Raw genomic sequence first — 24,200 nt, 5'->3', positions numbered from 1 at the left:
CCGGCTCTCAGTTCTGAGAGCCGAACAATCCGCGCTGATAGGACGGCCGCGGCGCGTAGACCTCCGGCGCGGATTGGGGATCGTAACCGCGGTTGTCGTAATATTGCTGCTGCGGCTGATAGGCCTGCCCATCGTAGACGCGCCGGCTGCTGCGCGGCGCCGGGTAGCGCGTGTCGCCCGGGGAGCCGTCGGCCGGATAGATGTAACCATCGTCGACGCGGACTTGCGGCACGATCTGGCGGGGCGCGGCCTGCGGCGCCAGCGCCACGGGATCGCCGGCGCCATCATAGGCCGGAGCGTATTGCTGAGCCGGATCGCGGCGTGCGAGGGCATTGTTCGGCCGGGCCCGCGGATTGCGCGCCAGCGCGACCTGGGAAGAGCCGGTGAGCGTCACGGTGGTGTTGAGCACGCCGTCCTTTTCCACCAGTGCATACAGCGTCGAGGCGTTGGCGCGCGACAGCCGCACGCAGCCATGGGAAACCGGAATGCCCAGCCGGCCTTCGGAATCGGTGCCGTGGATGGCGTGACCGATCTTGGTGAAGAAGATCGAGTGCGGCATCGGCGCGTCGTCGAATTCCTTGGAGTAGTGGTCTTCCTCCATCCGGAAGGTGCGGAACGTGCCGCTCGGCGTCTCGTGCGATGGATTGCCGGTCGAGACCGGCCACTGGTAGCGCGCGATGCCGTCGACCGCGACGGTCATCATCTGCGCATCCTTGTCGACGGTGATGGCGATTTTGGCCTGTGCGGCAGTGGCGGCGAACAGCGCGAGGCCCGTGACAGCGATGAGAAAGGAACGCATTTTACCCTTTGGCCTCCAAGCCTCGACCTTTAAGTCCGACTGCGCCGCCGCTCACCGTCCCCGCCGTCAATATGCCCGAAACCGGTCCCTGGTTCCAGTGGCGCGTCGGGCGATCGTTAACGCCCAGGCGGGCGCGATCATGGCGCAAGCGGGGCTGAATCCGGCAGGCGGCGCAATCTTTCGCGCGGCCGCTGCTTGGGCTTGATGAACGTGGAACCCATTGGTCATGCGGGCGTTAAACGAGCCGATCCCGTCGGGGCGATGGGACCGACCATAAGGAAATGAGAATAATGACGAGGACGACGAAGATCGCGGTTTTGAAGCTACCGACAATTTCGCCAGCAGCGCGCCTGCTTGCCGGCGCGGCATTGGTTCTCGCGGTGTTCGCGATCCCTCATGCCGGGCAAGCCCAAGGCATCGTGCGCGGCGCGCAGGAAGGTGCCTACGAAGGCAATCGGGCTGCGGGTCCGGTGGGAGGGGTGGTCGGCGGCGCGATCGGTGCCGGCGTTGGCGGGGCGGTGGGCGCCGTCGAGGGCGTGTTCGGCATTCCCTATCGGGGTCACTACCGCTGTCGCGGCTACTATAACCGCTACGGCCATTTCCACTGTTATCGGTAGATTTTCTGGTTCCGGTCGCGATGCGAAAGCATCGAACTCCGATGCGCAATTGCACATCGGAGAATTTCGAGATTACGGGTTCGCGCTAAGGCGCGCCCCGGCGACAAGCGCTATGCGCTTGCGTGGGGAATGCCGCGCTTTCGCGCGTCAATTCTTCAGCCGATAACCGGTCTTGAAGATCCACCACACCACGACCATGCAGATGGCGAGAAACATCAGCGTGATGCCGACGCTGAGGCCCACGCTGACGTCGGAGATTTCGTAGAAGCTCCAGCGGAAGCCGCTGATCAGATAGACCACCGGATTGAGCAGCGTGATCGTGCGCCAACCCGAGGGCAGCATGTTGACCGAATAAAAGCTGCCGCCGAGGAAAGTCAGCGGCGTCACCACCAGCATCGGGATCATCTGAAGCTTTTCAAAACCGTCGGCCCAGATGCCAATGATGAATCCGAACAGGCTGAAGGTCACCGCCGTCAGCACCAGGAAGGTCAGCATCCACCACGGATGTTGAATGTGCAGCGGCACGAACAGGCCGGCAGTGGCGAGGATGATCAGGCCGAGGACGATGGATTTGGTCGCGGCCGCGCCGACATAGCCGAGCACGATCTCGAAATAGGAGATCGGCGCCGACAGGATCTCGTAGATCGTGCCGACGAATTTCGGGAAATAGATTCCGAACGAGGCGTTGGCGATGCTCTGGGTCAGGACCGACAGCATCACCAGTCCCGGCACGATGAAGGTGCCGTAGCTGACGCCTTCCACCGAGGTGATGCGCGAGCCGATCGCCGCGCCGAACACCACGAAATACAGCGAAGTCGAAACCACCGGCGAAACGATGCTCTGCACCAGGGTGCGCGCGGTGCGCGCCATTTCGAACTTGTAAATCGCGCGGACGGCCGTGAAGTTCATGGCGCCCTCACCAGGCTGACGAAGATATCTTCCAGTGAACTCTGGGTGGTGTCGAGATCGTAGAATCGGATACCGGCGGCCCTGAGGTCACCGAGCAGGCTGGTGATCCCGGTGCGCTCGCCCTTGGTGTCGTAATGGTAGGTCAATTGGCAGCCCTGATCCGATAGTTCGAGATTGTAGGCCGCAAGATCAGGCGGAATCGTTGCAATGCTGCCCTGCAGATGCAGCTTCAGCTGCTTCTTGCCGAGCTTCTGCATCAGGTTCGCCTTGTCCTCGACCAGGACGATCTCGCCCTTGTTGATGACACCGACCCGGTCGGCCATCTCCTCCGCCTCGTCGATGTAGTGCGTGGTGAGGATGATGGTGACGCCCGAGGCCTGAAGCCGCCGCACCACTTCCCACATGCCCTTGCGCAATTCGACATCGACGCCCGCGGTCGGCTCGTCGAGAAACAGGATCTGCGGCTCGTGCGACAGCGCCTTCGCGATCATGACCCGGCGTTTCATGCCGCCGGATAAAGTGACGATCTTGGCGTCCTTCTTTTCCCACAGCGACAGGTCCTTCAGCACCTTTTCGATATGATCCGGATTTTTCGGCTTGCCGAACAGGCCACGGCTGAAGCTGACCGTCCCCCACACCGATTCGAAGGCATCGGTGTGCAGTTCCTGCGGTACCAGCCCGATCAGCGAGCGCGCGGCGCGGTAGCCGTCGACGATATCGTGGCCGTCGACGGTGACGCGGCCTTCGCTCAATCTCGCGATCCCGCAGATGATGCTGATCAGCGTCGTCTTGCCGGCGCCGTTCGGCCCCAGCAGCGCAAAAATCTCGCCGCGCTGGATTTCCAGATTGACGTTGTTCAGCGCCTTGAAGCCGGAGCCATAGGTCTTGGAAAGATTGGAAATGGATATAATAGGCGGCATGGGCGGGTTTGCGGGTCTGAACGGGAAATGCGTGAAAGGAGTTGGGCACGCGGGGCGGGGCGAGGTGGGACAGATAGGGGCCTGAGCCCCGTTGCGCAATCAGTTAGCTCTCTCCTTTTCGAAAGATATGCCGGCAAGGAAGACCTGCCAGTAGGGCGGCTTGCGCTTTCAGCGATTGCCCGGGGTGAACCAATCAAAATATGTTGCGTCAACCAGAGCAAAATCACACGGCCGCCAGGGGAGGGCACGGGACCTTGTTTTTTTACGGAAGATTTTTCGCTGGATCGCTGCTCGCCACGACGCTGGCGATGCTGCCGGCCGGCGATTGCAGCGCGGCCGAGGCTGCCATCAAACTCGGAAACACCGCGCCCTACAGTGGGCCCGCCTCTGCCTACGGCACCATCGCGCGTGCCGAGGCGGCCTATTTTCAGATGCTCAACGACGCAGGCGGCATCAGGGGACGCAGCATCGATTTTCTGACCCTGGATGACGCCTACTCGCCCGCCAAGACGGTCGAACAGACCCGCAAGCTGGTCGAGCAGGACGACGTGCTCGCGATGTTCAGTTCGGTCGGCACCGCGCCCAATATCTCCGTGCAGAAATACCTCAACGCCAAGCGCAATCCCGCAACTCTTCGTTTCGTCGGGAGCGACGAGGTGGAACGATCCCGAACACTTCCCATGGACGGTCGGTTTCAATCCGACCTACGAACTGGAGGGCCGCCTCTACGCGCAATATATTTTGCAGACCAGGCCGAACGCGAAGATCGCGGTGATCGCACCGAACGAGGACGCGGGAAAGGACTACGTCAGGGGGTTCAAGGCGGGACTGGGCCACCATGTCGACCAGCTCGTCTCCGAGACGACCTACCTGACCGCCGATCCCACGATCGATTCCCAGATGGTCACCATGCGGGAATCCGGCGCGGATGTCTTCTTTGCCGAGGCGACGCCGAAATTTGCCGCGCAGGCCATCAAGAAGGCCGCGAGCATGGGCTGGAAGCCGCTGATCATCCTGCCGTCGGTTTCGAACTCGTTCGCCGCGGTGCTGGAGCCGGCCGGCATCGAGAACGCGATCGGCGTGGTGACCGGGCTTTACCTGAAAGACCCCAACGATGCGCGCTGGGCCGACGATCCCGCGCTCAAGGACTGGCTCGCATGGATGAAGAAATACCAGCCGAACGCCTCTACCGGGGATCTATACAATGTGCAGGGCTATACCGCGGCGCAGATCATGGCCCTGGTGCTGCAACTTTGCGGAGACGATCTTTCCCGCGACAACATCATCAAGCAGGCGACGTCGCTCGACGGCGTTGCGATGCCGATGCTGCTTCCAGGTATCAGGATTCATACCGATCCGCATAACGTCACGCCGATCCGGCAGATTCAGATGGCGCGGTTTGACGGAAGGTCCTGGGTGCTGTTCGGAGATGTTCTCGGCGAGAAATAATCTTGTTAGGGCAATTGGGTTCAGCGACGCAGGCCCGGCGTTCGGGTTCGGCTACTGGAAATACTTGCCGATGATGAGCAGATCGGACGTGGAGGGCTGCCTTCCATTCAAGCTCGCTGCGATGACCCGCCGGCAGACTTCGGCCGTCGCTTCGTCCCGAAGATCGGTCGCGGCTTCGAGAACGGTCCGGGCCGCATCCAGCGCGCCATCCTGCTTGGGTGCGTCGTCGTCCCGTTTCGCAGTGTCACCTTTCGTGCCGAAGCCTCCGGCAGCGGCCTTGCCAAACACGGGTACGCCTTTGCCAAATGTGATCGCGTTCATGCCGTTGATCCCCGCTTATGGCGCCGCGAGCACGGGTTGGCGCTTCACGCCGGAATCCGCGGCCCCGGCCGTTTTGCGCGACTGATAGAAAGCCAGAACGCTGCGCGATGTCTCGATGTTGAGGCGGCTGTACTCGTTCTCAAGGTCCTTCAAATCCAGCGCGGTGATGCGGTGATCCTTGGCGCCGAGAAACAGCAACGACATTGTCGTCTGCCACGAGAAGTTGAGGGCCTTGGCCAGGATCAGCAGCATTTCCCGGTTCTTGTCGAACAACGCGCGTTCGATCACGTCGCCCGGCAACGCGCATAGCAAGGACAGGCCGATCGTCACCTCGTCGAGCCTGTGCGATTGGGCATAGGTGGCGATGCTGTTCTCGTTCAGATTGCCCAGCCGATGTTGGGTCGTCACCACCCGTTTTGCGACGAAATGGCATCTCGATACCGGACCGAATTTGGACTGCAGCTCGCCCGTCACATCGGTCACCGACGACTGAATCTGTCCGGCCATGTCGGGACGTTCGCGTTCGAGCCGGTTCTTCACGTCCTTCGACGCCTTTGCGATCAGCTGCTGGAAAATGTGCCTGGGGATGTCCTTGCGCAGACCGAGCTGCTCGGCGAGAATGGAATCGCCCTCGGCCCGCTGGATCATGTGTAGAAAGCCGAAGTCGGAAAGGCGCGCGCCGTTGTTCTGTGCAACCGAGTTCACCACTTCCTGGTTGCCGCGCGTCACCAGCACGTCGGTGACCCTCTCCTCGATCGATTCCCGTTTCGAGATCGCGAGCATATGGCTCTGGCCCTTGGTGCAGGCGTTGGCGACCAGCGCGTAAGGTTCGAGCCGCGTCGACTCGCGCAGGACCGGGCCCGCGACGTCGATCGAGTCGTCGAAGGCAAGCTTGTGAATGATATTGACGGGGGCACGGTCGAAGTCGGCCAGCCGCTGGGCGAGCTGCACGCGGGCCGCAACTTCGATCTCATCGGCCAGGCGCCCGATCACCTCGCCAAACGTCCAGATTTCGTCCTCGCTATAGCCGCCGGTGATCATCAGATCGGTGGTATGCCAGAGTGCCCGGGCGCGGCTCTCGGGTGTCCCGCGGGAAACCGCCTCGTCGAGATCCCGGAGGAATGATTTTTCCTCGGTTTTCTTGGCAGTCCTGAATTGCAAAGTCATTTTGGCAGCCCTGAGTGGCGTCTACATGCCGGCAAGCGGTATCCGCGAGGGATGTTACAGGGCACGCGCAAGTTTTCGGTAAATGCGGCGGAGAAGTATTGTCGATCAAGATTCGCTCAAATGCGATGGATTCGGTTAGTTTCTGGGTAACTGCCGGAATTGGTGCAACGCACCACGCCAAGCGAGGGCCCAGGCGATCGGAGTGTCTCCCACCGGACATAATGTGGGCCCGCGCCGTGGCTCACGCCCGCTCGACGAAGCTATCGACCACCTTCTTTTCGCCGGCCTTCTCGAACGCGATGGTGAGCTTGTTGCCGTCGATTTTCACGATGTTGCCGTAACCGAATTTTTGGTGAAACACCCGGTCGTCCAGCGAAAATTCCGAGGTGGTGCCGGTGGATTTCGCGATCAATTCGCCCTCGATCACCATCGGGCCGCGTTTGCTGCGCGAGGAGCCGCCGGCATCGCTCCGCGAGGAAAATGGCGACTGGCTCTCGTTAAAGCCGCCGCCGGCCTGTCCGTGCCGACCGCTTTGGCCGCGCGCGCGGTTGGCTTGCGCGCGCTGCCATCCCGGCGTCGCGTAGCTCGAGCCGAACGATTCCACATTGTCGAAGCGCGAGGGGCCGTAGCCGCTGGCGCCGCCCCAGCCCGAGCCGCCCTTGGATTCCGTGATCTCGACATTGTGCGCCGGCAGTTCATCGAGGAAGCGCGAGGGAATTGTGGTCGACCAGGTGCCGTGAATGCGCCGGTTGGTGGCGAAATAGAGTTTGGCGCGGCGGCGGGCGCGGGTCAGACCGACATGGGCCAGACGCCGTTCTTCCTCGAGGCCGGCGCGGCCCTGTTCGTCGAGCGTGCGCTGGCTCGGAAACAGGCCTTCCTCCCAGCCGGGCAGGAATACGTTATCGAACTCGAGTCCCTTGGCCGAATGCAGCGTCATCAGCGATACCGCGTCGTCTTCGGCGCTGCCTTCGCGGTCCATCACCAGCGAGATATGTTCGAGGAATCCTTGCAGGTTTTCGAACTCCTCCATCGAGCGGACCAGCTCTTTCAGGTTTTCCAGCCGTCCGGCGGCGTCGGCGGAACGGTCCTTCTGCCACATCTCGGTGTAGCCGCTCTCGTCGAGCACGATCTCGGCGAGTTCGGTGTGCGAGGTCACTTCGCGCTGCGCGCGCCAGCGGTCGAAACTGGCGAGCAGGTCGCGCAGGGAGCCGCGGGCTTTCGGCTTCAACTCGTCGGTCTCGACCACGGCGCGGGCGGCCTCGAACAGCGGAATGCGGCGCTTGCGGCCATGGTCGTGCAGCATCTGCACGGTGGCATCGCCGAGGCCGCGCTTGGGCACGTTGACGATGCGCTCGAAGGCGAGATCGTCGGCGGCGGAGTTGATCACGCGCAGGTAGGCAAGCGCGTCGCGGATTTCGGCGCGCTCGTAGAACCGGGGACCGCCGATCACCCGATAGGGCAGGCCGAGCGTGACAAAGCGATCTTCGAATTCGCGCATCTGGAACGAGGCCCGCACCAAAATGGCAATGTCGTTGAGCTTGTGGCCGCCGCGCTGCAGCTCCTCGATCTCCTCGCCGATGGCGCGGGCCTCCTCTTCGGAATCCCAGGCGCCGGTCACGGTGACCTTCTCGCCGTCGACGTCTTCGGTGCGCAGCGTCTTGCCGAGCCGGCCTTCATTGTGCGCGATCAGATGCGAGGCGGCGGCGAGGATGTGGCCGGTGGAGCGGTAATTGCGCTCGAGCCGGATGACTTTCGCGCCGGGAAAATCGTGCTCGAAGCGCAGGATGTTGTCGACCTCGGCCCCGCGCCAGCCATAGATCGACTGGTCGTCATCGCCGACGCAGCAGATGTTCTTGGGGGGCGCGGCGGGCGTCATTCCGGGGGGCGCGATCTGCTCCCTCGCCCCGCTTGCGGGGAGAGGGTCGGGGTGAGGGGGGGCCTCCACGAGCACGGTCTGTCGAGAGTCCCCCTCACCCGATGCACTTCGTGCATCGACCTCTCCCCGCAAGCGGGGCGAGGTAAGGGGAGGCGCGCACGCCTTCGACGGCGCCTGCGACAACAGCCGCAGCCAAAGGTACTGCGCGACGTTGGTGTCCTGATATTCGTCCACCAGAATGAACTTGAAGCGGTTCTGGTATTGCCGGAGCACGTCGGGATGTTCCCGGAACAGCCGGATGTTTTCCAACAGCAGATCGCCGAAATCGGCGGCATTGAGGATCTTCAGCCGTTCCTGATAGCTCGCATAAAGCTTGCCGCCCTTGCCGTTGCCGAACACCGCGGCTTCGCCCGGCGGCACCTGCGCAGGATTGAGCCCGCGATTCTTCCAGCCGTCGATCAGGCCGGCGAGCATCCGCGCCGGCCAGCGCTTGTCGTCGATGTTCTCGGCGGCCAACAGCTGCTTTAGGAGCCTGACCTGATCGTCGACGTCGAGCACGGTGAAATTGGACTTCAGCTGCACCAGTTCGGCATGGGTGCGCAGGATTCTGCCGCCGATGGAGTGAAAGGTGCCGAGCCACGGCATGCCTTCGACGGCTTGGCCGAGCATGTGGCCGAGCCGCAGTTTCATCTCGCGCGCCGCCTTGTTGGTGAAGGTGACGGAGAGGATTTCGCCCGGTCGTGCCCGGCCCTGGCTCAGGATATGGGCGATGCGGCAGGTCAGCACGCGGGTCTTGCCGGTGCCGGCGCCGGCCAGCACCAGTACCGGACCATCCAGCGTTTCAACCGCCTCGCGCTGCTCGGGATTGAGGCCTGCGAGATATTGCGGGGTTGCCGCCGCCCGGGCGCGCGCGGCGATGCCGCCCGAAGCGGGCTGGTGGTCGGGAACGCCGTGATGGGTCAGCTTGTTCGGCTCGGTCATTTGCGATTCGTGTTCCGCCCACGATGGCACCGCGGGGCGGTGAAGGGGAGCCTTCATAGCAGGATTGGGGGGCATATAGGGTTTTCCGGGCGGATTTGACAGGAGTTATCCCGGCTGGCTTTTTTGTCCGCTGGGGCGGCCGCGAGAGCGCCATTTTGTTCCTTGGATTGACGGGATTTTTCGAAAGGGCACGACGCCGAAGGGGCCGGAACATTTGTTCCAGTGCGGGAATTAGCTCTGCAGGCAAAGCGCAACGAGGCTTGTTGCGCTGAGTTGAAATTGCACAGGGAAAGCGGGAGTTATTGTGATGCTGAGCTGGGTCGTTACGTTCCTGATCATTGCCCTTATCGCCGGTATTCTGGGCTTCGGCGGCATCGCCGGGGTATCCATCGAAATCGCCAAGACCATCTTCTTTATCGCAGTCGTGCTGTTTCTGGTTTCGACCGTGGTCGGCCTCGCGCGCGGCCGCACGAGGGGCTAGCCCCGTCGACCCCTGCGTTTCGCGGCTAGTCAGCCCGGGTTGACTGTCGTGGTCGGCAGCAGGCGCCGCCAGTGACGCGCGAATGAGTGCGAAGCTCCGCTATAATTCTTGTTGGAATTCCCGTGGCCTCAAGGAGGCTGGGATTGGGGCACCGCGTCCTCCGATCGAGGGACGCAGGGCGCCAATTCGCTTGCTAGGCAACGGCGGCCGTGCGCGTGCGATCAACTTGCGGACCGGCAATAAACGAACTCGAAGGGGAGAGCGATGGTTCACATCGGAAGCTGCTTTTGTGGCGCAGTCAAACTGGAGGTCATTGGCTCACCGGAGGCCATGGGTTATTGTCATTGCAGGTCTTGTCGTTCGTGGTCCGGCGGACCCGTGAATGCCTTCAGCCTTTGGAAACCGGATGCTGTGCGGGTCACATCAGGAACTGAACATGTGGCGACGTTCCAGAAGACCAAACTCAGCCAGCGTCAATATTGCTCGAAATGCGGTGGGCACCTGATGACCGATCATCCGCCGCTCGGCCTCGTGGACGTGTTCGCCGCAACCATTCCGACACTTGCCTTCAGTCCCGGCGTTCACGTCAACTATGCTGAGACGGTGCTGCCGATGCGGGACGGCCTGCCAAAGCTGAAAGATTTTCCGGCCGAATTCGGCGGCTCAGGCGAGGTCATTGCGGAATAACGGCTGGGCGGAATAGCGGCCGGCTCGTCCGACGATGGCGACTACTGTCGTCGGCGCCGCGCTCGAGTCCGCTCGTCCCTTCGTGCTCGGCCCGCAGCGGGGGCTCCGGTATGTCGCGTCCTAGTCCGCCAGCGGATCGATCGCAGTTACCAGCCTCTTGCTCTGCATTGCTTCTATTTTTTGCAGGGCGAGCACATGCGAAAATGCAAAGACGATTATCAAGGCTGCCAACAGAAAATAAAGTCGCCACGACATCGAATAATTACTCCGTAATTGCGGCTTGTTGTGCCCTGGATCCCGTCTTGTCCGTGCGATGAAGATGGCCGACACATCGGCCGTCCTGGATGAGATGCCGGTGTTGGTCGATAAAACGGGCCGCCGCTAGCCTCCGTGATTCATGGAGCGCCTCGATCAGGCCGCTCCATGCGCGAACGATCGGCTCGAACAGCCGCGTCACCTCGTTCGTAAATGCAAACATCGAACCAGCCTTGCCAGGTTTTGATCCTTGCAAAACATAGAACGCGGGCAGGCTTACCCTCGTCATTCGTTCAGACGACGGCCGATTACGATTTCTTGAATATACCTTACGTGCTGTGATGACGCTGATTTTGGGCGGAGGCAACCGCACTTGGGACCGATGACGATCGCTGGCCGATCAGCGGAGTGGCAAATCCCGCAACGACCTTGACCAGATCGGCCTGGCGCTTCGTGCCGGTCTTTACGAACAAGCGGCCGAGATGCGTCTTGATCGTGGTTTCTGCAACGCCCAGGGCCACTGCTACTTCCGGAACACCGCCGACCTCAACGATGGCAAGCAGCACGCGCAACTCGGTCGGGGTCAATTTGTAACTCCGGGCGATGACTTCCGGAGGCGAGAGGGCTTCGAGCGCCACCCTGCGAATGAACACTGCCGCAGTCGCAGCGTAGGCGATGCCGGTGGCGCGCCGGGCGCCCGACGTGAGCGGCAGCACGTGGGCGACGTAGCACGCGCCGTCCTGCGCTTTCAGCGGCAAGGCGATACCTTGAGTTCCGATTGCAGCGTCGCCAATGCCCGCAAAGGCCAGCAGTTCCCGCAAGGCCTGATCGATCCTCGGATCGCGCGCGGCGAGGCGTCCCCCGATCGTCATCAGGAAATCGCTGGCGTCGAGAATGATGTGACAGGCGACGTTTGCGTGGACGATGCGCCCTGCCGCGTCGACGAGGCACATCCCCGCGCTGAGGCCGTCGAGCGTGTCGGCGAACGCCGCGGCCTCCGCGGATTTGAGCTCAATGAGCCTGCCGACGAGTACCGCCCGGCGGACATGCGGAACGATAAGGCGCATGCGCCGGCGTGTTTCTTCGTCGACAACGCCGTTGTGTTCGCTGCGGAATACTCCGAACATCGCCGCGCTGGTCGCCGACTTATCCAGCACTGCGGACACGAAATCCACTATGCCTTGTGGCCGCGCCCACTCCCGATAAAATCGGGTTTTCAAGAACTCGCGATAGGGCATGAAGTCCGCTACGGCGATAGGTTGTCCGATATCGGCGAAGTAATGACTGGTCGTCGAAGGGTCGAGTTTTACATATTTGTCGAAATAGAGTTGCCGGTAGTGCGGGTCGGTGCCGGACTCGTAATAGACGTGGCCGTTTCCGGCCGTCGGGCTCTTGGAAAAGATCGCCGCGGCGGACCCGCCGACGAAACGCGCGGTTTTGCCGATCACGCCACCCCACAGCGAGGAGTCCAGTGCTGCGTCATAGATGTCGCTGATGAGTTCGGAGAGCTGCTCTGCCTGATCCATGGTTATCCCTGAAGGCCGACTCCCACACCGATAACATGCCTACCCCTGAGACGCGCGCGAGACCGGGTGGTTGTTGCCACGCCGTTCACCGGCCGTGCCATAGTGGCCGGCCACCACCTCGGTATCCTCCGATCGGTGGATGATCCGTTCAACAGATCGTCAAGCCCCTCCGAACGGATGATGCCTGGCGCGCGGGCGCACCCGCGTCCGGTTAATGGCGGGTAGCCCGAAATCCTAGCGCGCGAGTTTGCCATCTACAAATGGTGGTTGCGCAAGGTTGTCGCCACTCGTTGTGCCGGGGTACCGGATGACTGGCATACCCCTGCAAAGTCGCTACGATAGCGGCACGCCGGCTGACGGGGGACACGCCATGAATTTTACCGAATATCTGAAGCGCGACGCCGTAGCGCTGGCGGAATGCGTCGCGCGTCGGGAGACGACGGCGGAGGAGTTGCTGGAGCTCGCGCTGCAACAGAGCCAGCGGGCGCAATCGAAGACAAATGCGATCTGCCGACCGATGGAGCGCGAAGCCCGCTCTCAACTGGCGAAGCCGCTTACCGGTCCTCTCGCGGGCGTTCCCTTCCTGATCAAGGATTGCGCGCAGGACTATGCCGGCCTGCCGACGACCTATGGCAGCCGGTCGATGCAGCGCGCCGTCGCCCCCGAACATTCCCATGTAGTGCGGCGCTATCTCGAGGCCGGGCTGGTGATTTTCGGCAAGACCAATTTACCGGAATTTGCGCTCAAGGCCGTGTCAGATTCGCAACTCTTCGGCCGTGCCTGCAATCCCTGGAATTTCGATCACACGCCCGGCGGCTCCAGCGGCGGCGCAGCCGCCGCGGTCGCGTCGGGCGTCGTGCCGATGGCGGCAGGCAATGACGGCGGCGGCTCCATTCGCATTCCCGCCGCCTGTTGCGGCCTGTTCGGGTTGCGTCCCTCGCGCGCACGCATTTCCTCGGGGCCGGTCTATGGCGAATATTGGTACGGCGCATCGAGCGAGGGCGTGATCTCCAGAAGCGTGCGCGACACCGCGGCGGCGCTCGACGTCTCGGCGGGCAACGAGCCCGGCGATCCCTTTGTGATTCCCAGGCCGAGCGAGCCCTACGTGGAGCTGATGCGGCGCGATCCCTGTCGGCTGCGCATCGGCTTTACTTCGGCCTCGCCGATCGGAACGGAAGTTCACCCCGAAGCCGTCGCGGCGGTGAACGAGGCGGCAAAATTGCTCGGAAGCCTTGGCCACGAGGTCGAGGAAGCCCAGCCCGAGATCGATGGAGCGTCGCTGGCGAAAGTTTACCTGCATGTCTATTTCGGACAGGTGCCGGCGATGGTGGCGCAGGCACGCGCGGCCGGCGCTCGCACTTCGGATTTCGAACTGCTCACACGGGTGCTGGCGACACTGGGCGGTGCGACCTCGGCCGGGACCCTGACGGCGCAATTGCTCAAATGGAACGAATTTGCGCGGGCGCTGGCGCGCTTTCATCAGCGTTACGACTTGCTGCTGACGCCGACACTCGCACATCCGCCGATCCGCCACGGCCAGGGCGACCCGACGGCGGCGGAGCAAGCGGTGCTGAATCTGCTCGATCGGGTCGGCCTGCTTGGGCTGCTGGCACGTCTTGGCCTGCTCGACAGCACGATCGACAAGATCGCGCGCGACAGCCTGCAATATGTGCCATTCACGCAGCTCGCCAATCTGACGGGCACGCCGGCGATGAGCGTGCCGTTGCATTGGACGGCGGACGGCCTGCCGTTAGGGGTGCAGTTCGTCGCGCGTTTCGGCGAGGAAGATCGGCTCTTGCAGCTCGCGCGCCAGCTCGAAACGGCGCAGCCGTGGTTCGACCGCCTGCCGGCATGGGTGGCGCAGGGCTAGCGTTTAACCGGGAGCCCGACACTTCGGCCGATGCCTTCCGGCCGCGGCACGGCGGCATGAGCGTCGGCCACCGCCTCGATGCGGGCACGGATGTCGGGCGGAAACGGCGCGGTCTTTCGCGCCGTCATGTCGATATGGATGGTCATGTTTTCCGAAGTTGCCGACAGCCAGCCTTCGCTGGCGTGGCGTAATTCCTCGAAGGTATGCAGCCGCTTCTCGTCCGCCCCCAGAAGCAGGATCGAAACCTGTACGGGATCGCCGAGTTGAATCTCGCGGAGGTAGCGCACATGGCATTCGGCAGTAAAGGTCGAGCCGTGGCGCGTCTTCATGTAGGCGGGCCCGATCCCCAGTTGCAGCCATAATTCGTCGATCGCGCGATCGAACATCACGTTGTAATAGGCCATGTTGAGATGGCCGTTGTAGTCGATCCATTGCGGCTCGATCTGCATCACCGACGACAGGAAGGGCGCAGGCCGGAGCAGCAGATCGTCGCCGGCAGAACGTGTCGTCATGGTGTCGATTCCGTCTGTTGAGGGTATGATCCCTTGACCCCCTATATATCCTTTGCCACGGTATTTTTGCGGGGAGGATTCTGCTTTGGGAACAATGATAACCAACAAATTGCAGCGGCCGGAGCCGAAAGCGCTGGCGAGCACCATCGAAGCGCTCGCCGCGCGGTTCGGCAACCGGCTGATCACTTCAAAGGCGGTGCGCGAGCAGCACGCGCATACCACGACCTGGCTGGAATCGCAGCCGCCGGACGCGGTGGTCATGGCGCAGGAGACCTCCGACATCCAGGACGTGGTGCGGATTTGTGCCAAGCACGGCGTCCCGGTGATCGCGTTCGGCACCGGCACCTCGCTGGAAGGGCAGGTCAATGCGCCGGCCGGCGGCGTCTGCATTGATCTTCGCGACATGAACAAGGTGCTGGAGGTCCACGCCGAGGATCTCGACTGCGTGATCCAGCCCGGCGTCACCCGCAAGGCGCTGAACGAGCATCTGCGCGACCAGGGCGTGTTCTTTCCGATTGATCCCGGGGCCGACGCCTCGCTGGGCGGTATGGCGTCGACGCGCGCCTCTGGCACCAATGCCGTGCGCTACGGCACGATGCGCGACAATGTGCTGGCGCTCAAGGTGGTGCGCGGCGACGGCGAGATCATCACCACCGGCACGCGGGCGAAGAAATCCTCGGCGGGTTACGACCTGACCCATCTGTTTGTCGGCGCCGAAGGCACGCTTGGGATCATCAGCGAACTCACCATCAAGCTGCGCGGCATTCCTGAAACTATCGCGGCCGCGGCGTGTTCGTTCGAGAGCGTGCGCGGCGCCTGCCAGGCGACGATTCTGGCGATCCAGACCGGCATCCCGGTGGCGCGCATCGAATTGCTCAACGCCGAACAGGTGCGCGCCTGCAACGCTTATTCGAAATTGTCGCTGCCGGCGACCCCGCTGCTGCTATTGGAATTTCACGGCAGCGACAACGACGTCGCCGAGCAGTCGAAGAATTTTGCCGAGATCGCCAAGGAATGCGGCGGCGGCGATTTTACCTGGACCACGCGGCCTGAAGATCGCACCAAATTGTGGCAGGCGCGGCACGACGCCTATTGGGCGGTGAAGGCGCTGCGTCCGGGCGCCGGCGTGGTGGCGACGGACGTGTGCGTGCCGATTTCGCGGCTTGCCGATTGCGTCACCGAGACCGAAGCCGATCTCAAGCGCCTCAATCTGCAGTCGCCGATCGTCGGTCATGTCGGCGACGGCAATTTTCACTGCTCGCTGCTATGTGACGTCGAGGATTCCGACGAAATGGCGCGCGGCGAGGACTTTATGCATCGGCTGGTCGAGCGGGCGCAATCGATGGGCGGCACCTGCACCGGCGAGCACGGCATCGGGCAGGGCAAGCAGAAATACCTCAAGACCGAGCTTGGCCAGGAGGCCATCGACGCCATGCGGGCGATCAAACAGGCGCTCGATCCGCAGAACATCTTCAACCCCGGAAAGATCATTCCGGCGGGGTAGGGACACGCCGGCTCAGGCGCTGTCCCCGGTCTCCGACGCGGCCACCCAGCAAGAACTCCCGCAAAATTTTCCCTGGGAGCGGGCAGGCCTCATTTGAGCCCAAAAAGGTCGGCTACCAAGACTGGCACAATGCCGGCGATTTCAGGTAACGTAGGATTCACCTGTTACGCGGCGCTTTTTCGATTCTTATCAACCGGGCATAATAATGCGCCTCCGCTGGCAAATTTTCGTCGCTGCCGTGACTCTCACTGCCACTTCGTCCATTGCCGAGCCGTACCATGGCAACCCTCTCCCGGAGTACGGCGGGAGCCCAGCCAACGCGAAGGCGCTTCATGCCGAGGATGTCGCGAACGAACTCACGCCGCAGGAGCCGGACACGGATCTGTTGGCGCTGATGTCGGGGAAGTGCAGCACGCTTAGAGTTGCGGGACGCGATTATTCGTGCAGGACGGTCGCATACGCCCACGGCATCCACGGCCGGGCCTATTTCACCATCGCGCTCGACGACCCGGCCGACCACAGCCACATCATCTCGTTCTCGGGTGAGAATGGCCGCAGGTCGCAGGATAATCTGTACGAGCTGACGGTCGACCGGATGCTGCTGAATTCCAAGAACCGGCCGAAGGTCGACGGCCTGCCGGTGCCGTTCGTCGAGTTATCGGCCGGGATGTGCACGCAGCTTGGAAACTTCGCGGCGGGCCAGGTCTCCAGTATCGCCTGTACCGCGACCGACAGAAATGGCAGGAAGTACGAATTGAAATTCGAATCCGATGGCTCGCCCATTACAATACGCAGGGTCAAGCCGTCTCCGCCGACCATCCGAGAGCGCAGCTAGATTGCGGAATAAGGGTTATTGTTGACTGGGCCGCAAATCTACACGGCCATCTGTGCTTTCAGGAATTCGGGGCATGGCGATGAGGTGGTTCGGAGGACAGAAGCCCAAGGAGATATGGGACGAGGATATCCAGTGGCCGATCGGAGATATTGAGGCCGCGCACAGAATCCGCGATATCTGCCGTTCCGCAGCCGATAGCGCCGAGAAGGTGGCCGGCTTTGCCGGCCGCCCGGATAACAACAAATACCACGCCGAGCGGTACGAACGCGCCGCCAAGATCGCGATGGAGATCGCCATGAAGATCGCCGACGATCTGTTGCGCGATTCCGCGGTGCGCCAGATCATCAGCCTGTGCGTGAAGGCCAGCGATCTGAGAACGGCGCGAATCCTGTTTCGCGCGATTCAGGCCGCTTCGATCAGGGAGGAGGTGCTGCAGGATCATCCGATCCTGCAGCAGTGAGTCACCTGTCCGGGTCCATGTTCACTTAAGGCTTTTCGATCGGACCGCCGCTTTCGGCCCAATCCTTGAAGCCGCCGGCATTGTAGACCTGACCATAGCCCATGTCCTTGAGCAGCTTGCCGGCGAGCGCGGCGCGACCGCCGGATCCGCAATAGAGGATCACGGTCTTGTCCTTGGCAAAATTCTTGTCGTGGGTGGGCAATTCGGGATCGGCGCGAAATTCCAGCATGCCGCGCGAGACATGCACGGCGCCGGCAACCTTGCCGCTGCTCTCGACTTCCGGTGCGTCGCGCACGTCGACCACCAGCGTATTGCCCTTCGCGATCATTTCGCGCGCCTCTGCCGGCGTGATCTTCGGCACCGCGGCGTTGGCGGCCTCCATCATCTGCTTGACACTCAGCGCCATCTGCAACTCCTCAACGGCTTGAAACCTTCGGCAACGCTTGACGGCCGCCACGATATAGAGTTTTTCCGTTCGGCGCCATGTCGTGGACCGCCATTCCGGGCGAAGACCTGATCACGAGCAAAGGCCCCTGATGCGGCTTCCCTTCTTTTACGGTTGGATCATCATCGCGGCGACGTTCGTCACCATGGCGATCGGCGTCAACGCCCGCACCGCGTTTTCGCTGTTCTTTCCGCCGATCATCGATGAGTTCGGCTGGGAGCGCGGCATCACCGCGGGCGCTTTCTCGTTCGGCTTCGTGGTTTCCGCCGGCGTAAGCCCGCTGATCGGCCGCTTGATGGACCGGCTCGGTCCCCGCGCCGTGATGGAACTGGGCGTCGCGCTGATGGCAGGCGGTCTGTTGCTGGCGCCGCTGACGACGCAGCCATGGCATCTTTATCTGACGATCGGCGTGCTGGTAGGCGCGGGAAGCATCTGTCTCGGCTATTCCGGCCAGTCGCTGTTTTTGCCGAACTGGTTCCATCGCCGTCGCGGCCTTGCCATAGGACTGGCGTTCGCCGGCGTCGGCGTTGGCTCCGTCACGCTGCTGCCGTGGGTGCAGCACATGATCGAACAAACCGGATGGCGGACGGCCTGCACGGCAATGGGTTTTCTGGTTCTGGCCGTGCTGGCGCCGATCAACCTGTTATTGCGCAAACGCCCGGAGGATATCGGCCTGCGGCCGGATGGCGACGCCGCACCCTCGGCGTCCGCTGCGAAGCCTTTATCCAACGTCGTCGATCCCGATTGGGCCGGTATCGACTGGACGTTGAAGCGCGCGCTCGCGACCGCGCGGTTCTGGTGGCTTGCGACCGGCTATTTCGGCGGCTTGTACATCTGGTACGCGGTGCAGGTGCACCAGACCAAATATCTTCTCGACATCGGCTTTGGCTCAGGCGTTGCGGTCTGGGCCTTGGGCGCGGTCAGCCTGCTCGGCATTCCCGGCCAGATCCTGCTCGGACACATCTCGGACCGGGTGGGCCGCGAATGGATCTGGTCCGCGAGCTGCGCCGGCTTTGCGATCTGCTTTGCGGCCCTGATCGCGCTGGCGCACTTTCCGACGTTGACGCTGGTCTACGTCATGGTCGTGGCGCAGGGCGCGCTTGGCTACGGCCTGACCTCGATCATGGGGGCGGTCGTGGTGGAGATATTTCAGGGCAGGCACTACGGCAGTATTTTCGGTACCATCATGGTAGCGGCACTCGCCGGAGGTGCCGCGGGCCCCTGGGTGACCGGCGTTCTGCACGACCTTTCCGGGAGTTATACGTTAGCCTTTGCAATCGGTATCGGAGTGAGCGCCTTGTCCGCGCTGGCGATCTGGCGGGCGTCGCCCGGCAAAGTTCGTGCGGTCGCGGGCCGGTTGCACCGAATACCGGCCTAGGATTACCAGCAGGAGCCCACCACCACCATCTACCGGCTTGCCGTGAGCGGCGGCGTGTGGACTAAATCCGTCTCCAGACCGCATCGAGGTGCCCATGAACGAGCATGTTCAGGCTGCGACGACCGAGCCGCTCTTCAACCCGCTGTCCCCGGAGTTCATCCGCGATCCCTATCCGCACTATGCGCGGCTGCGCAGCACCGATCCCATGCATCTCGCGCCGCATGGCTTGTATCTCGCGAGCCGGTATGCCGAAGCAAGTCTGGTGCTGCGCGACAAGCGGTTCGGCAAGGATTTCGTCGAGCGCTCGACGCGGCGCTACGGACCGAAAATCATGGAGGAGCCGATCTTTCGCAGCATGAGCCACTGGATGCTGCAGAAGGACCCGCCCGACCACGCCCGCTTGCGCGGCCTGGTGGTGAAGGCGTTCACGGCGCGCCGGGTCGAGGACATGCGGCCGCGCATCCAGCAGGTCGTCGACGAAACGCTCGATCGCTTGGCCGAGCGCGGGCATATGGACCTGATCGAGGATTTTGCCTTCCGCCTGCCGGTGACCATCATCTGCGACATGCTCGGAATCCCCGAGGACCATCGCGAGGTTTTCTATACCAGTTCGCGCAACGGTGGACGGCTGCTCGATCCGGTGCCGCTGTCGACGGCGGAGATTGCGGAAGCCAATGCAGGCAATGCGATGGCGCAGATGTATTTCCAGCAACTATTCGAGCTGCGGCGGAAGAACCCCGGCGATGACCTGACCACCCAACTGGTGCAGGCCGAGGAGGATGGCAGCAAGCTCTCCAACGAGGAACTGACCGCCAACATCATTCTGTTGTTCGGCGCCGGGCACGAGACCACCGTCAATCTGATCGGAAACGGGCTGTTGGCGCTGCACCGCCATCCGGATCAGCTCGCCCTGCTCAAGGCCAATCCCGGCCTCATCACCAACGCGATCGAGGAATTCCTGCGTTACGACTCCTCGGTGCAGATGAGCGGTCGGGTGACGCTGGAGGACATCGACGACCTCGGCGGCAGGAAAATCGCGAAAGGCGAAACCGTGCTCTGCCTTCTGGGCTCGGCCAATCGGGATCCTGCGGTCTATCCCGACCGGCCGGATCGCCTCGATATTACCCGTCCCAATGTGCGTCCGCTCTCGTTCGGCGGGGGCATTCACTTCTGCCTCGGCGCCCAGCTGGCGCGCATCGAGGCCGAGGTCGCGATCGCGACGCTGTTGCGCCGCCTGCCGGATCTGCGGCTCGACGACGCCGAGAATCCGGAGTGGCGGCCGACCTTTGTCCTGCGCGGCCTCAAAAGGCTGCCCGCAAGCTGGTGACGGCGGCGGCATGACGCAGTCACGGCACGTTGCTGTGACTTCGCCACAGTTATCTCTATATATGGCGTTGCTCCGGCACTGATCTCAGCGCGGCGGCGGGGGTCGCTTTCGGATCGTCGTCGTAATGGGGTGCAAGGCCAAAGCCCAAGCGACGCGCCATGCCGCGCAAGCCGAGTGAGCCGGAGCGTGCTCAAGGGGAGACACCGTGCAGACGACGCTGCTCGGATTGGCGATTGCCTTCATCATTGCGCTGATTGCCGCGCTGATCGGGCCGTATTTCATCGACTGGAATCAGTTCCGGCCGCAATTCGAAGCCGAAGCCACGCAGGTGATCGGTGCCCCCGTGCGGGTGGCGGGTGCGCTGGAAGCCCGGCTGTTGCCGTCGCCGTCGCTGCGGCTGCGCTCGGTGGTGGTCGGCGGCGCCAACGATCTCGGCAAGGTTCGCGCCGACAAGCTCGACGTCGAGTTCAGCCTGGGTTCGCTGATGCGGGGCGAATGGCGGGCCACCGAACTGACCATTGGCGGGATGGCGGTCGATCTCGGGCTTGATCCGCTGGGACGGATCGATTGGCCGACGGCGACCGGCAAGTTCAATTTGGGGACGCTTTCGATCGACCGGCTGAACCTGACCGGCCGGATCGCGCTGCATGATGCCTCGAGCCGCGGAACGCTCGAGCTGAATGACATTGCCTTTTCCGGCGACGTGCGTTCGCTGGCGGGTTCGGTGCGGGGCGACGGCAGCTTCGTGCTGTCGGGCACCCGCTATCCGTTTCGCGTCTCATCCGGGCAGAGCGCCGACGGCAGCGGCACCCGCGTTCACCTCAACATCGATCCCGGCGCACGCGCCCTGTCTGCGGATATCGATGGCGTGCTGAGCTTCGAGACCCGTGCTCCGCGCTTTGAAGGCGCGGTGGTGCTGGCCACCTCCGCTGAACCCAGGTCGAAGGGTGGCACCGGGGCCTCACCGACCCCGTGGCGGGTTTCGGCCAAGGTCAAGGCCGATCATGCCGCCGCAAAGCTCGAGCAGATCGAAGCGAGCTATGGCACCGAGGACACGGCGCTGAAATTTGTGGGCCTTGGGGACCTTCGCTTTGGCGCCTCGCCGCTCATTCACGCCGTGCTGTCCGCGCGCCAGCTGGACGCCGACAAGTTTGCCGCCCGGGACAATGGCGGCTCCGAGCCGATGCGGGTGTTGCCGAGCTTGCGCGCGCTGATCGCGGCGGCGCCGGAGCCGCCGATTCCGGCGCAAATCGAGCTGGCCGCCGAGCAGATCATGCTGGGTGGCCGTCCGCTGCAGAGCCTTGCCGCCGATTTGCGTACCGATGCCAAATCCTGGAGCATCGACCGGCTGGATTTTCGCGCGCCGGGCGCAACCCGCGTATCCCTGAGCGGCACCCGCGCGCAACCCGGTGCATCCGGCAGTTTCAAGGGCGCGCTCAGCGTCGAGTCATCCGATCCCGATGCGCTGGTGATGTGGTTGCAGGGCCGCAGCGAGTTGACCTATCGCAGTCAGAAGCCGATGCGGCTGCGCGGCGACGTCGATGTTGCCCCGCACCGCGTGGCGATCGAAGCCATCAAGGCGGAGATCGACGGCGGTGCCGTCGAAGGACGGATTGCGATCTCGCATGATCCTGTGGGCGGCGGCGCCGCGTTAGATGCCGAGTTGAAGGCCGAACGGCTCGATCTCGATGCCGCGATGGCGTTCGCGCGCGCACTCGCGGGTCCGCAGGCGGAGTGGCCGGAACAGGCGCGGATATCGCTGGATATCGGCCACGCCATTTCGGCCGGCCAGGAACTGCATCCGTTCATGGCGAAGCTCGGCTACGGTCCGAAGACGGTCTCGCTCGATCAACTGAAGGTCGGCGAGGCCAGCGGCGTCATGGTGGAGGGCGCAGGTGCGTTCGACCGGGTCAACGCGACCGGAAAACTGGCGCTCAATTCGAGCGCCGCCTCGCTGGGGCAGATCAGCGGATTTATCGCCCCATTCGCGCCGGCGGTTGCCTCGCGGCTGAATTCGATGGCGCTCGGTCAGGGCCCGGCGCGCCTCAAGCTGACGCTCGCCGTCGACAAGGACGCCGACCATGCCGATCGCGCCAGTGCCCACGCCACCCTCGACCTCGACGCGCCGCAGTTCAAGGGTTCGGCCTCGATCACGGCGAAGCCTGTGACCGCGGCGCTGCGCGGGATCGATCTCGACAAGCTCCGGCGCGGCGAAATCAGCTTCGAATCGAAACTGTCGTCGGAGCAGGGCGGTTCCCTGCTCGTGCTGCTGGGGCTGGATGGCGCGATCCTGGCGGGGAACGGGCCGGGGCAATTCCAGGGATCGGTCAACGGCGCCTGGGGCGAGCCGTTGCGGCTGAAGGTCAGCCTGTCGGGAGCCGGCCTTGACGCCGAAGCGCAGGGCACGGTCGAACCCTGGGCGGCGCAGCCCAAGGGCAGCGTCGCGTTGAAGGCCCGCAGCGTCAATCTCGCGCCGCTGTTCGATCTCAAACCATCCGACAGGCTCGCGCAAAACATCAGCCTGTCGTCGCGGGTATCGCTGCTGGCCGGCAAGCTGACCTTCCACGATCTGGACGGCGCGATGGCGGGCTCGCGGCTGCGCGGGCGCGTGGCGCTGACGCTTGACGGCGAACGGAACGTCGAGGGCGAGGTCGGCCTCGACGCGCTGGACCTTGCGCCGGCCTTCGCGCTGGCCATCGGTGCCGCGGGGCGCGACGCGACCGAGCCGCTCGGTGCCGGATTGTTGAAGGGCTGGCGCGGCCAGATCGCATTTCAGGCGCTGCGCGGTCTGCTTCCGGGCGGCAGCGAGTTGCGTCCCGTCAGCGGTACGGTGAAAAGTGACGGTCAATCGCTGGCGTTCGACGCCCTCAAGGGGGGCATCGGCGGCGGCGAGGCAAGTGCCAGTATCGACGCCAGACCGACCGCGAATGGCCTTGCGCTGAATGCGCGCCTGCAGTTCAAGGCCGTCGATGGCGGCGCTCTGCACTATCGCGCGCTGGCGATGCCCGCCGGTCGTGCGTCGATGCAGATGACGCTGGCAAGCCAAGGCCGCAGCGCGTCGGCACTGACCGGCGCGCTCTCCGGCAGCGGAACCATAACGCTGGAATCCGCAGGTGTCGCCGGCCTCGATCCGCGCGCCTTCGATGTCGCGATCCGCGCCAGCGATGTTGGCCAGGCGACCGACGACAGCCGGCTGCGCAAGATCGTCGAGCCGGTGTTGTCCGGTGGTGCGTTGCTGGTCGCGTCGGCGCAAATTCCGTTCACTGTCAGGGACGGCCGGCTTCGCGTCGGCGCCACCACGCTCGACAGCGACGTCGCCCGCGCGATCGTTTCCGGTGGATACGATATTCCGGCGGATCAAGTCGATATTCGCGTGACGGTTGCTTTGGCGGCGGTCGAACAGGCGACCGGCCGTCCGGAAATTCAGGTGTTTATCGCGGGTTCGCCCGACGCACTCGACCGCACGGTCGACGTCACGGCGCTGTCGTCATGGCTGGCGGTGAGGGCGATCGATCGCGAGACCCGCAGGCTGGATTCGATCGAGCGCGGAGAACCACCGCCAGCGGTAGTGCCGGCATCGATTCCGCCGGCGATCGGCGAGCCCCCGGTTGTCGCGCCCGACGCGGCTCTGCCCGGTCTGCCTTCCGATCCGCGCCGGTTTCAGCCGAAGCCGAAAGTCGCCGGGCCACGCCCGCCGGTCATGCCGCCAGTCACCAATCCTCCTGTCGTGAGTCAGCAGGTCGCGCCATTGCCACCGCCGATCGACGTGCGCCCCGCGCCCAGCCTCATTGCCCGTCCGCCGAAGCCGAAACCGCCGCTTGTGCTGACGCCGCCGGTCGCAAATCCCTAGCGATCGGCACTCCGCGACCGGGTACGGCCGA

At 63.5% G+C, this 24,200-nt stretch carries 21 protein-coding genes and 1 pseudogene; 12 read left to right on the top strand and 10 right to left on the bottom strand.

Annotated elements, in window-relative coordinates; genetic code table 11:
- Window positions 1-7: 7 nt before the first annotated feature.
- Window positions 8-799: a L,D-transpeptidase gene (locus E8A46_RS22665; protein WP_291566031.1), complete on the bottom strand. Its 792-nt coding sequence runs from the start codon at window positions 797-799 to the stop codon at window positions 8-10.
- Window positions 800-1,089: 290 nt separating this feature from the next.
- Here E8A46_RS22665 and E8A46_RS22660 point away from each other — a divergent pair, with 290 nt between their 5' ends.
- Window positions 1,090-1,416: a hypothetical protein gene (locus tag E8A46_RS22660; RefSeq protein ID WP_291566029.1), complete on the top strand. Its 327-nt coding sequence runs from the start codon at window positions 1,090-1,092 to the stop codon at window positions 1,414-1,416.
- Between the two features lie 147 nt (window positions 1,417-1,563).
- Here the strand turns inward: E8A46_RS22660 and E8A46_RS22655 are convergent, their stop codons facing one another.
- Both E8A46_RS22655 and E8A46_RS22650 read right to left on the bottom strand, forming a co-directional pair.
- A complete protein-coding gene (locus E8A46_RS22655) occupies window positions 1,564-2,325 on the bottom strand; it encodes an ABC transporter permease (protein ID WP_291566027.1) in 762 nt (253 codons plus the stop codon).
- Window positions 2,322-3,245 (bottom strand): ABC transporter ATP-binding protein, encoded by a 924-nt coding sequence (locus tag E8A46_RS22650; RefSeq protein WP_291566024.1) that lies wholly within the window; start codon window positions 3,243-3,245, stop codon window positions 2,322-2,324. The genes E8A46_RS22655 and E8A46_RS22650 overlap by 4 nt, the downstream gene beginning before the upstream one ends.
- Window positions 3,246-3,445: 200 nt before the next feature.
- Here E8A46_RS22650 and E8A46_RS22645 point away from each other — a divergent pair.
- Window positions 3,446-3,820, top strand: a pseudogene (locus E8A46_RS22645) (ABC transporter substrate-binding protein); the annotation flags it as partial.
- Window positions 3,732-4,694, top strand: coding sequence for an ABC transporter substrate-binding protein (locus E8A46_RS22640; protein WP_363252348.1), 963 nt, complete (start codon window positions 3,732-3,734; stop codon window positions 4,692-4,694). The pseudogene E8A46_RS22645 and the gene E8A46_RS22640, both read left to right, overlap by 89 nt.
- Before the next feature lie 51 nt (window positions 4,695-4,745).
- Here the strand turns inward: E8A46_RS22640 and E8A46_RS22635 are convergent, their stop codons facing one another.
- The 3 genes from E8A46_RS22635 to E8A46_RS22625 form a co-directional block, all read right to left on the bottom strand.
- Entirely contained in the window at window positions 4,746-5,015 is a 270-nt protein-coding gene (locus E8A46_RS22635; protein ID WP_291566023.1) for a hypothetical protein, read from the bottom strand.
- A gap of 15 nt (window positions 5,016-5,030) precedes the next feature.
- Entirely contained in the window at window positions 5,031-6,182 is a 1,152-nt protein-coding gene (locus E8A46_RS22630) for a DUF2336 domain-containing protein (protein WP_291566021.1), read from the bottom strand.
- 241 nt (window positions 6,183-6,423) lie between these two features.
- Window positions 6,424-9,039 carry a UvrD-helicase domain-containing protein gene (locus tag E8A46_RS22625; protein ID WP_291566019.1) on the bottom strand — a complete coding sequence of 872 codons (2,616 nt, stop codon included), beginning with the start codon at window positions 9,037-9,039 and terminating at the stop codon, window positions 6,424-6,426.
- A 307-nt stretch (window positions 9,040-9,346) separates the two neighbouring features.
- Between E8A46_RS22625 and E8A46_RS22620 the strand changes: the two genes are divergently transcribed.
- Together E8A46_RS22620 and E8A46_RS22615 are read left to right on the top strand one after the other, a co-directional pair.
- Window positions 9,347-9,520, top strand: coding sequence for a DUF1328 domain-containing protein (locus E8A46_RS22620; protein ID WP_291566017.1), 174 nt, complete (start codon window positions 9,347-9,349; stop codon window positions 9,518-9,520).
- A gap of 264 nt (window positions 9,521-9,784) precedes the next feature.
- On the top strand, window positions 9,785-10,207 hold the full coding sequence (locus tag E8A46_RS22615; RefSeq protein WP_291566015.1) for a GFA family protein: 423 nt from the start codon (window positions 9,785-9,787) through the stop codon (window positions 10,205-10,207).
- Between the two features lie 120 nt (window positions 10,208-10,327).
- On the opposite strand, the gene E8A46_RS22610 is transcribed toward E8A46_RS22615, so the two are convergent.
- Window positions 10,328-10,537 carry a hypothetical protein gene (locus E8A46_RS22610; protein ID WP_291566013.1) on the bottom strand — a complete coding sequence of 70 codons (210 nt, stop codon included), beginning with the start codon at window positions 10,535-10,537 and terminating at the stop codon, window positions 10,328-10,330.
- 254 nt (window positions 10,538-10,791) lie between these two features.
- Window positions 10,792-11,988: a helix-turn-helix transcriptional regulator gene (locus E8A46_RS22605; protein WP_291566011.1), complete on the bottom strand. Its 1,197-nt coding sequence runs from the start codon at window positions 11,986-11,988 to the stop codon at window positions 10,792-10,794.
- Between the two features lie 370 nt (window positions 11,989-12,358).
- On the opposite strand from E8A46_RS22605, the gene E8A46_RS22600 reads away from it, so the two are divergent.
- Window positions 12,359-13,858, top strand: coding sequence for an amidase (locus E8A46_RS22600; RefSeq protein ID WP_291566009.1), 1,500 nt, complete (start codon window positions 12,359-12,361; stop codon window positions 13,856-13,858).
- Here the strand turns inward: E8A46_RS22600 and E8A46_RS22595 are convergent.
- On the bottom strand, window positions 13,855-14,370 hold the full coding sequence (locus tag E8A46_RS22595) for a thioesterase family protein (protein ID WP_291566007.1): 516 nt from the start codon (window positions 14,368-14,370) through the stop codon (window positions 13,855-13,857). The two genes, E8A46_RS22600 and E8A46_RS22595, sit on opposite strands and share 4 nt — an antisense overlap.
- Window positions 14,371-14,455: 85 nt before the next feature.
- On the opposite strand from E8A46_RS22595, the gene E8A46_RS22590 reads away from it, so the two are divergent.
- The 3 genes from E8A46_RS22590 (at window position 14,456) to E8A46_RS22580 (ending at window position 17,169) form a co-directional block, all read left to right on the top strand.
- The gene (locus tag E8A46_RS22590) at window positions 14,456-15,874 is read left to right on the top strand and encodes an FAD-linked oxidase C-terminal domain-containing protein (protein ID WP_291566005.1); all 1,419 of its coding nucleotides are present in this window, start codon (window positions 14,456-14,458) and stop codon (window positions 15,872-15,874) included.
- Between the two features lie 238 nt (window positions 15,875-16,112).
- Window positions 16,113-16,709 carry a hypothetical protein gene (locus E8A46_RS22585; RefSeq protein ID WP_291566003.1) on the top strand — a complete coding sequence of 199 codons (597 nt, stop codon included), beginning with the start codon at window positions 16,113-16,115 and terminating at the stop codon, window positions 16,707-16,709.
- A 79-nt stretch (window positions 16,710-16,788) separates the two neighbouring features.
- Window positions 16,789-17,169, top strand: coding sequence for a hypothetical protein (locus tag E8A46_RS22580; RefSeq protein WP_291566001.1), 381 nt, complete (start codon window positions 16,789-16,791; stop codon window positions 17,167-17,169).
- A 25-nt stretch (window positions 17,170-17,194) separates the two neighbouring features.
- Here the strand turns inward: E8A46_RS22580 and E8A46_RS22575 are convergent, their stop codons facing one another.
- Window positions 17,195-17,575 carry a rhodanese-like domain-containing protein gene (locus E8A46_RS22575; RefSeq protein ID WP_291565999.1) on the bottom strand — a complete coding sequence of 127 codons (381 nt, stop codon included), beginning with the start codon at window positions 17,573-17,575 and terminating at the stop codon, window positions 17,195-17,197.
- A gap of 130 nt (window positions 17,576-17,705) precedes the next feature.
- On the opposite strand from E8A46_RS22575, the gene E8A46_RS22570 reads away from it, so the two are divergent.
- From E8A46_RS22570 to E8A46_RS22560, 3 genes are all read left to right on the top strand, one after another.
- Window positions 17,706-18,992, top strand: coding sequence for an MFS transporter (locus E8A46_RS22570; RefSeq protein WP_291565998.1), 1,287 nt, complete (start codon window positions 17,706-17,708; stop codon window positions 18,990-18,992).
- Between the two features lie 94 nt (window positions 18,993-19,086).
- On the top strand, window positions 19,087-20,319 hold the full coding sequence (locus E8A46_RS22565) for a cytochrome P450 (protein ID WP_291565995.1): 1,233 nt from the start codon (window positions 19,087-19,089) through the stop codon (window positions 20,317-20,319).
- A gap of 205 nt (window positions 20,320-20,524) precedes the next feature.
- The gene (locus tag E8A46_RS22560; protein WP_291565993.1) at window positions 20,525-24,169 is read left to right on the top strand and encodes an AsmA-like C-terminal region-containing protein; all 3,645 of its coding nucleotides are present in this window, start codon (window positions 20,525-20,527) and stop codon (window positions 24,167-24,169) included.
- Window positions 24,170-24,200 lie beyond the last annotated feature (31 nt).

Origin of the sequence: Bradyrhizobium sp. (genome assembly GCF_004799445.1) — a bacterium.
GTDB lineage: Bacteria > Pseudomonadota > Alphaproteobacteria > Rhizobiales > Xanthobacteraceae > Bradyrhizobium.
This window is presented reverse-complemented; position numbering and strand designations above follow the sequence as displayed.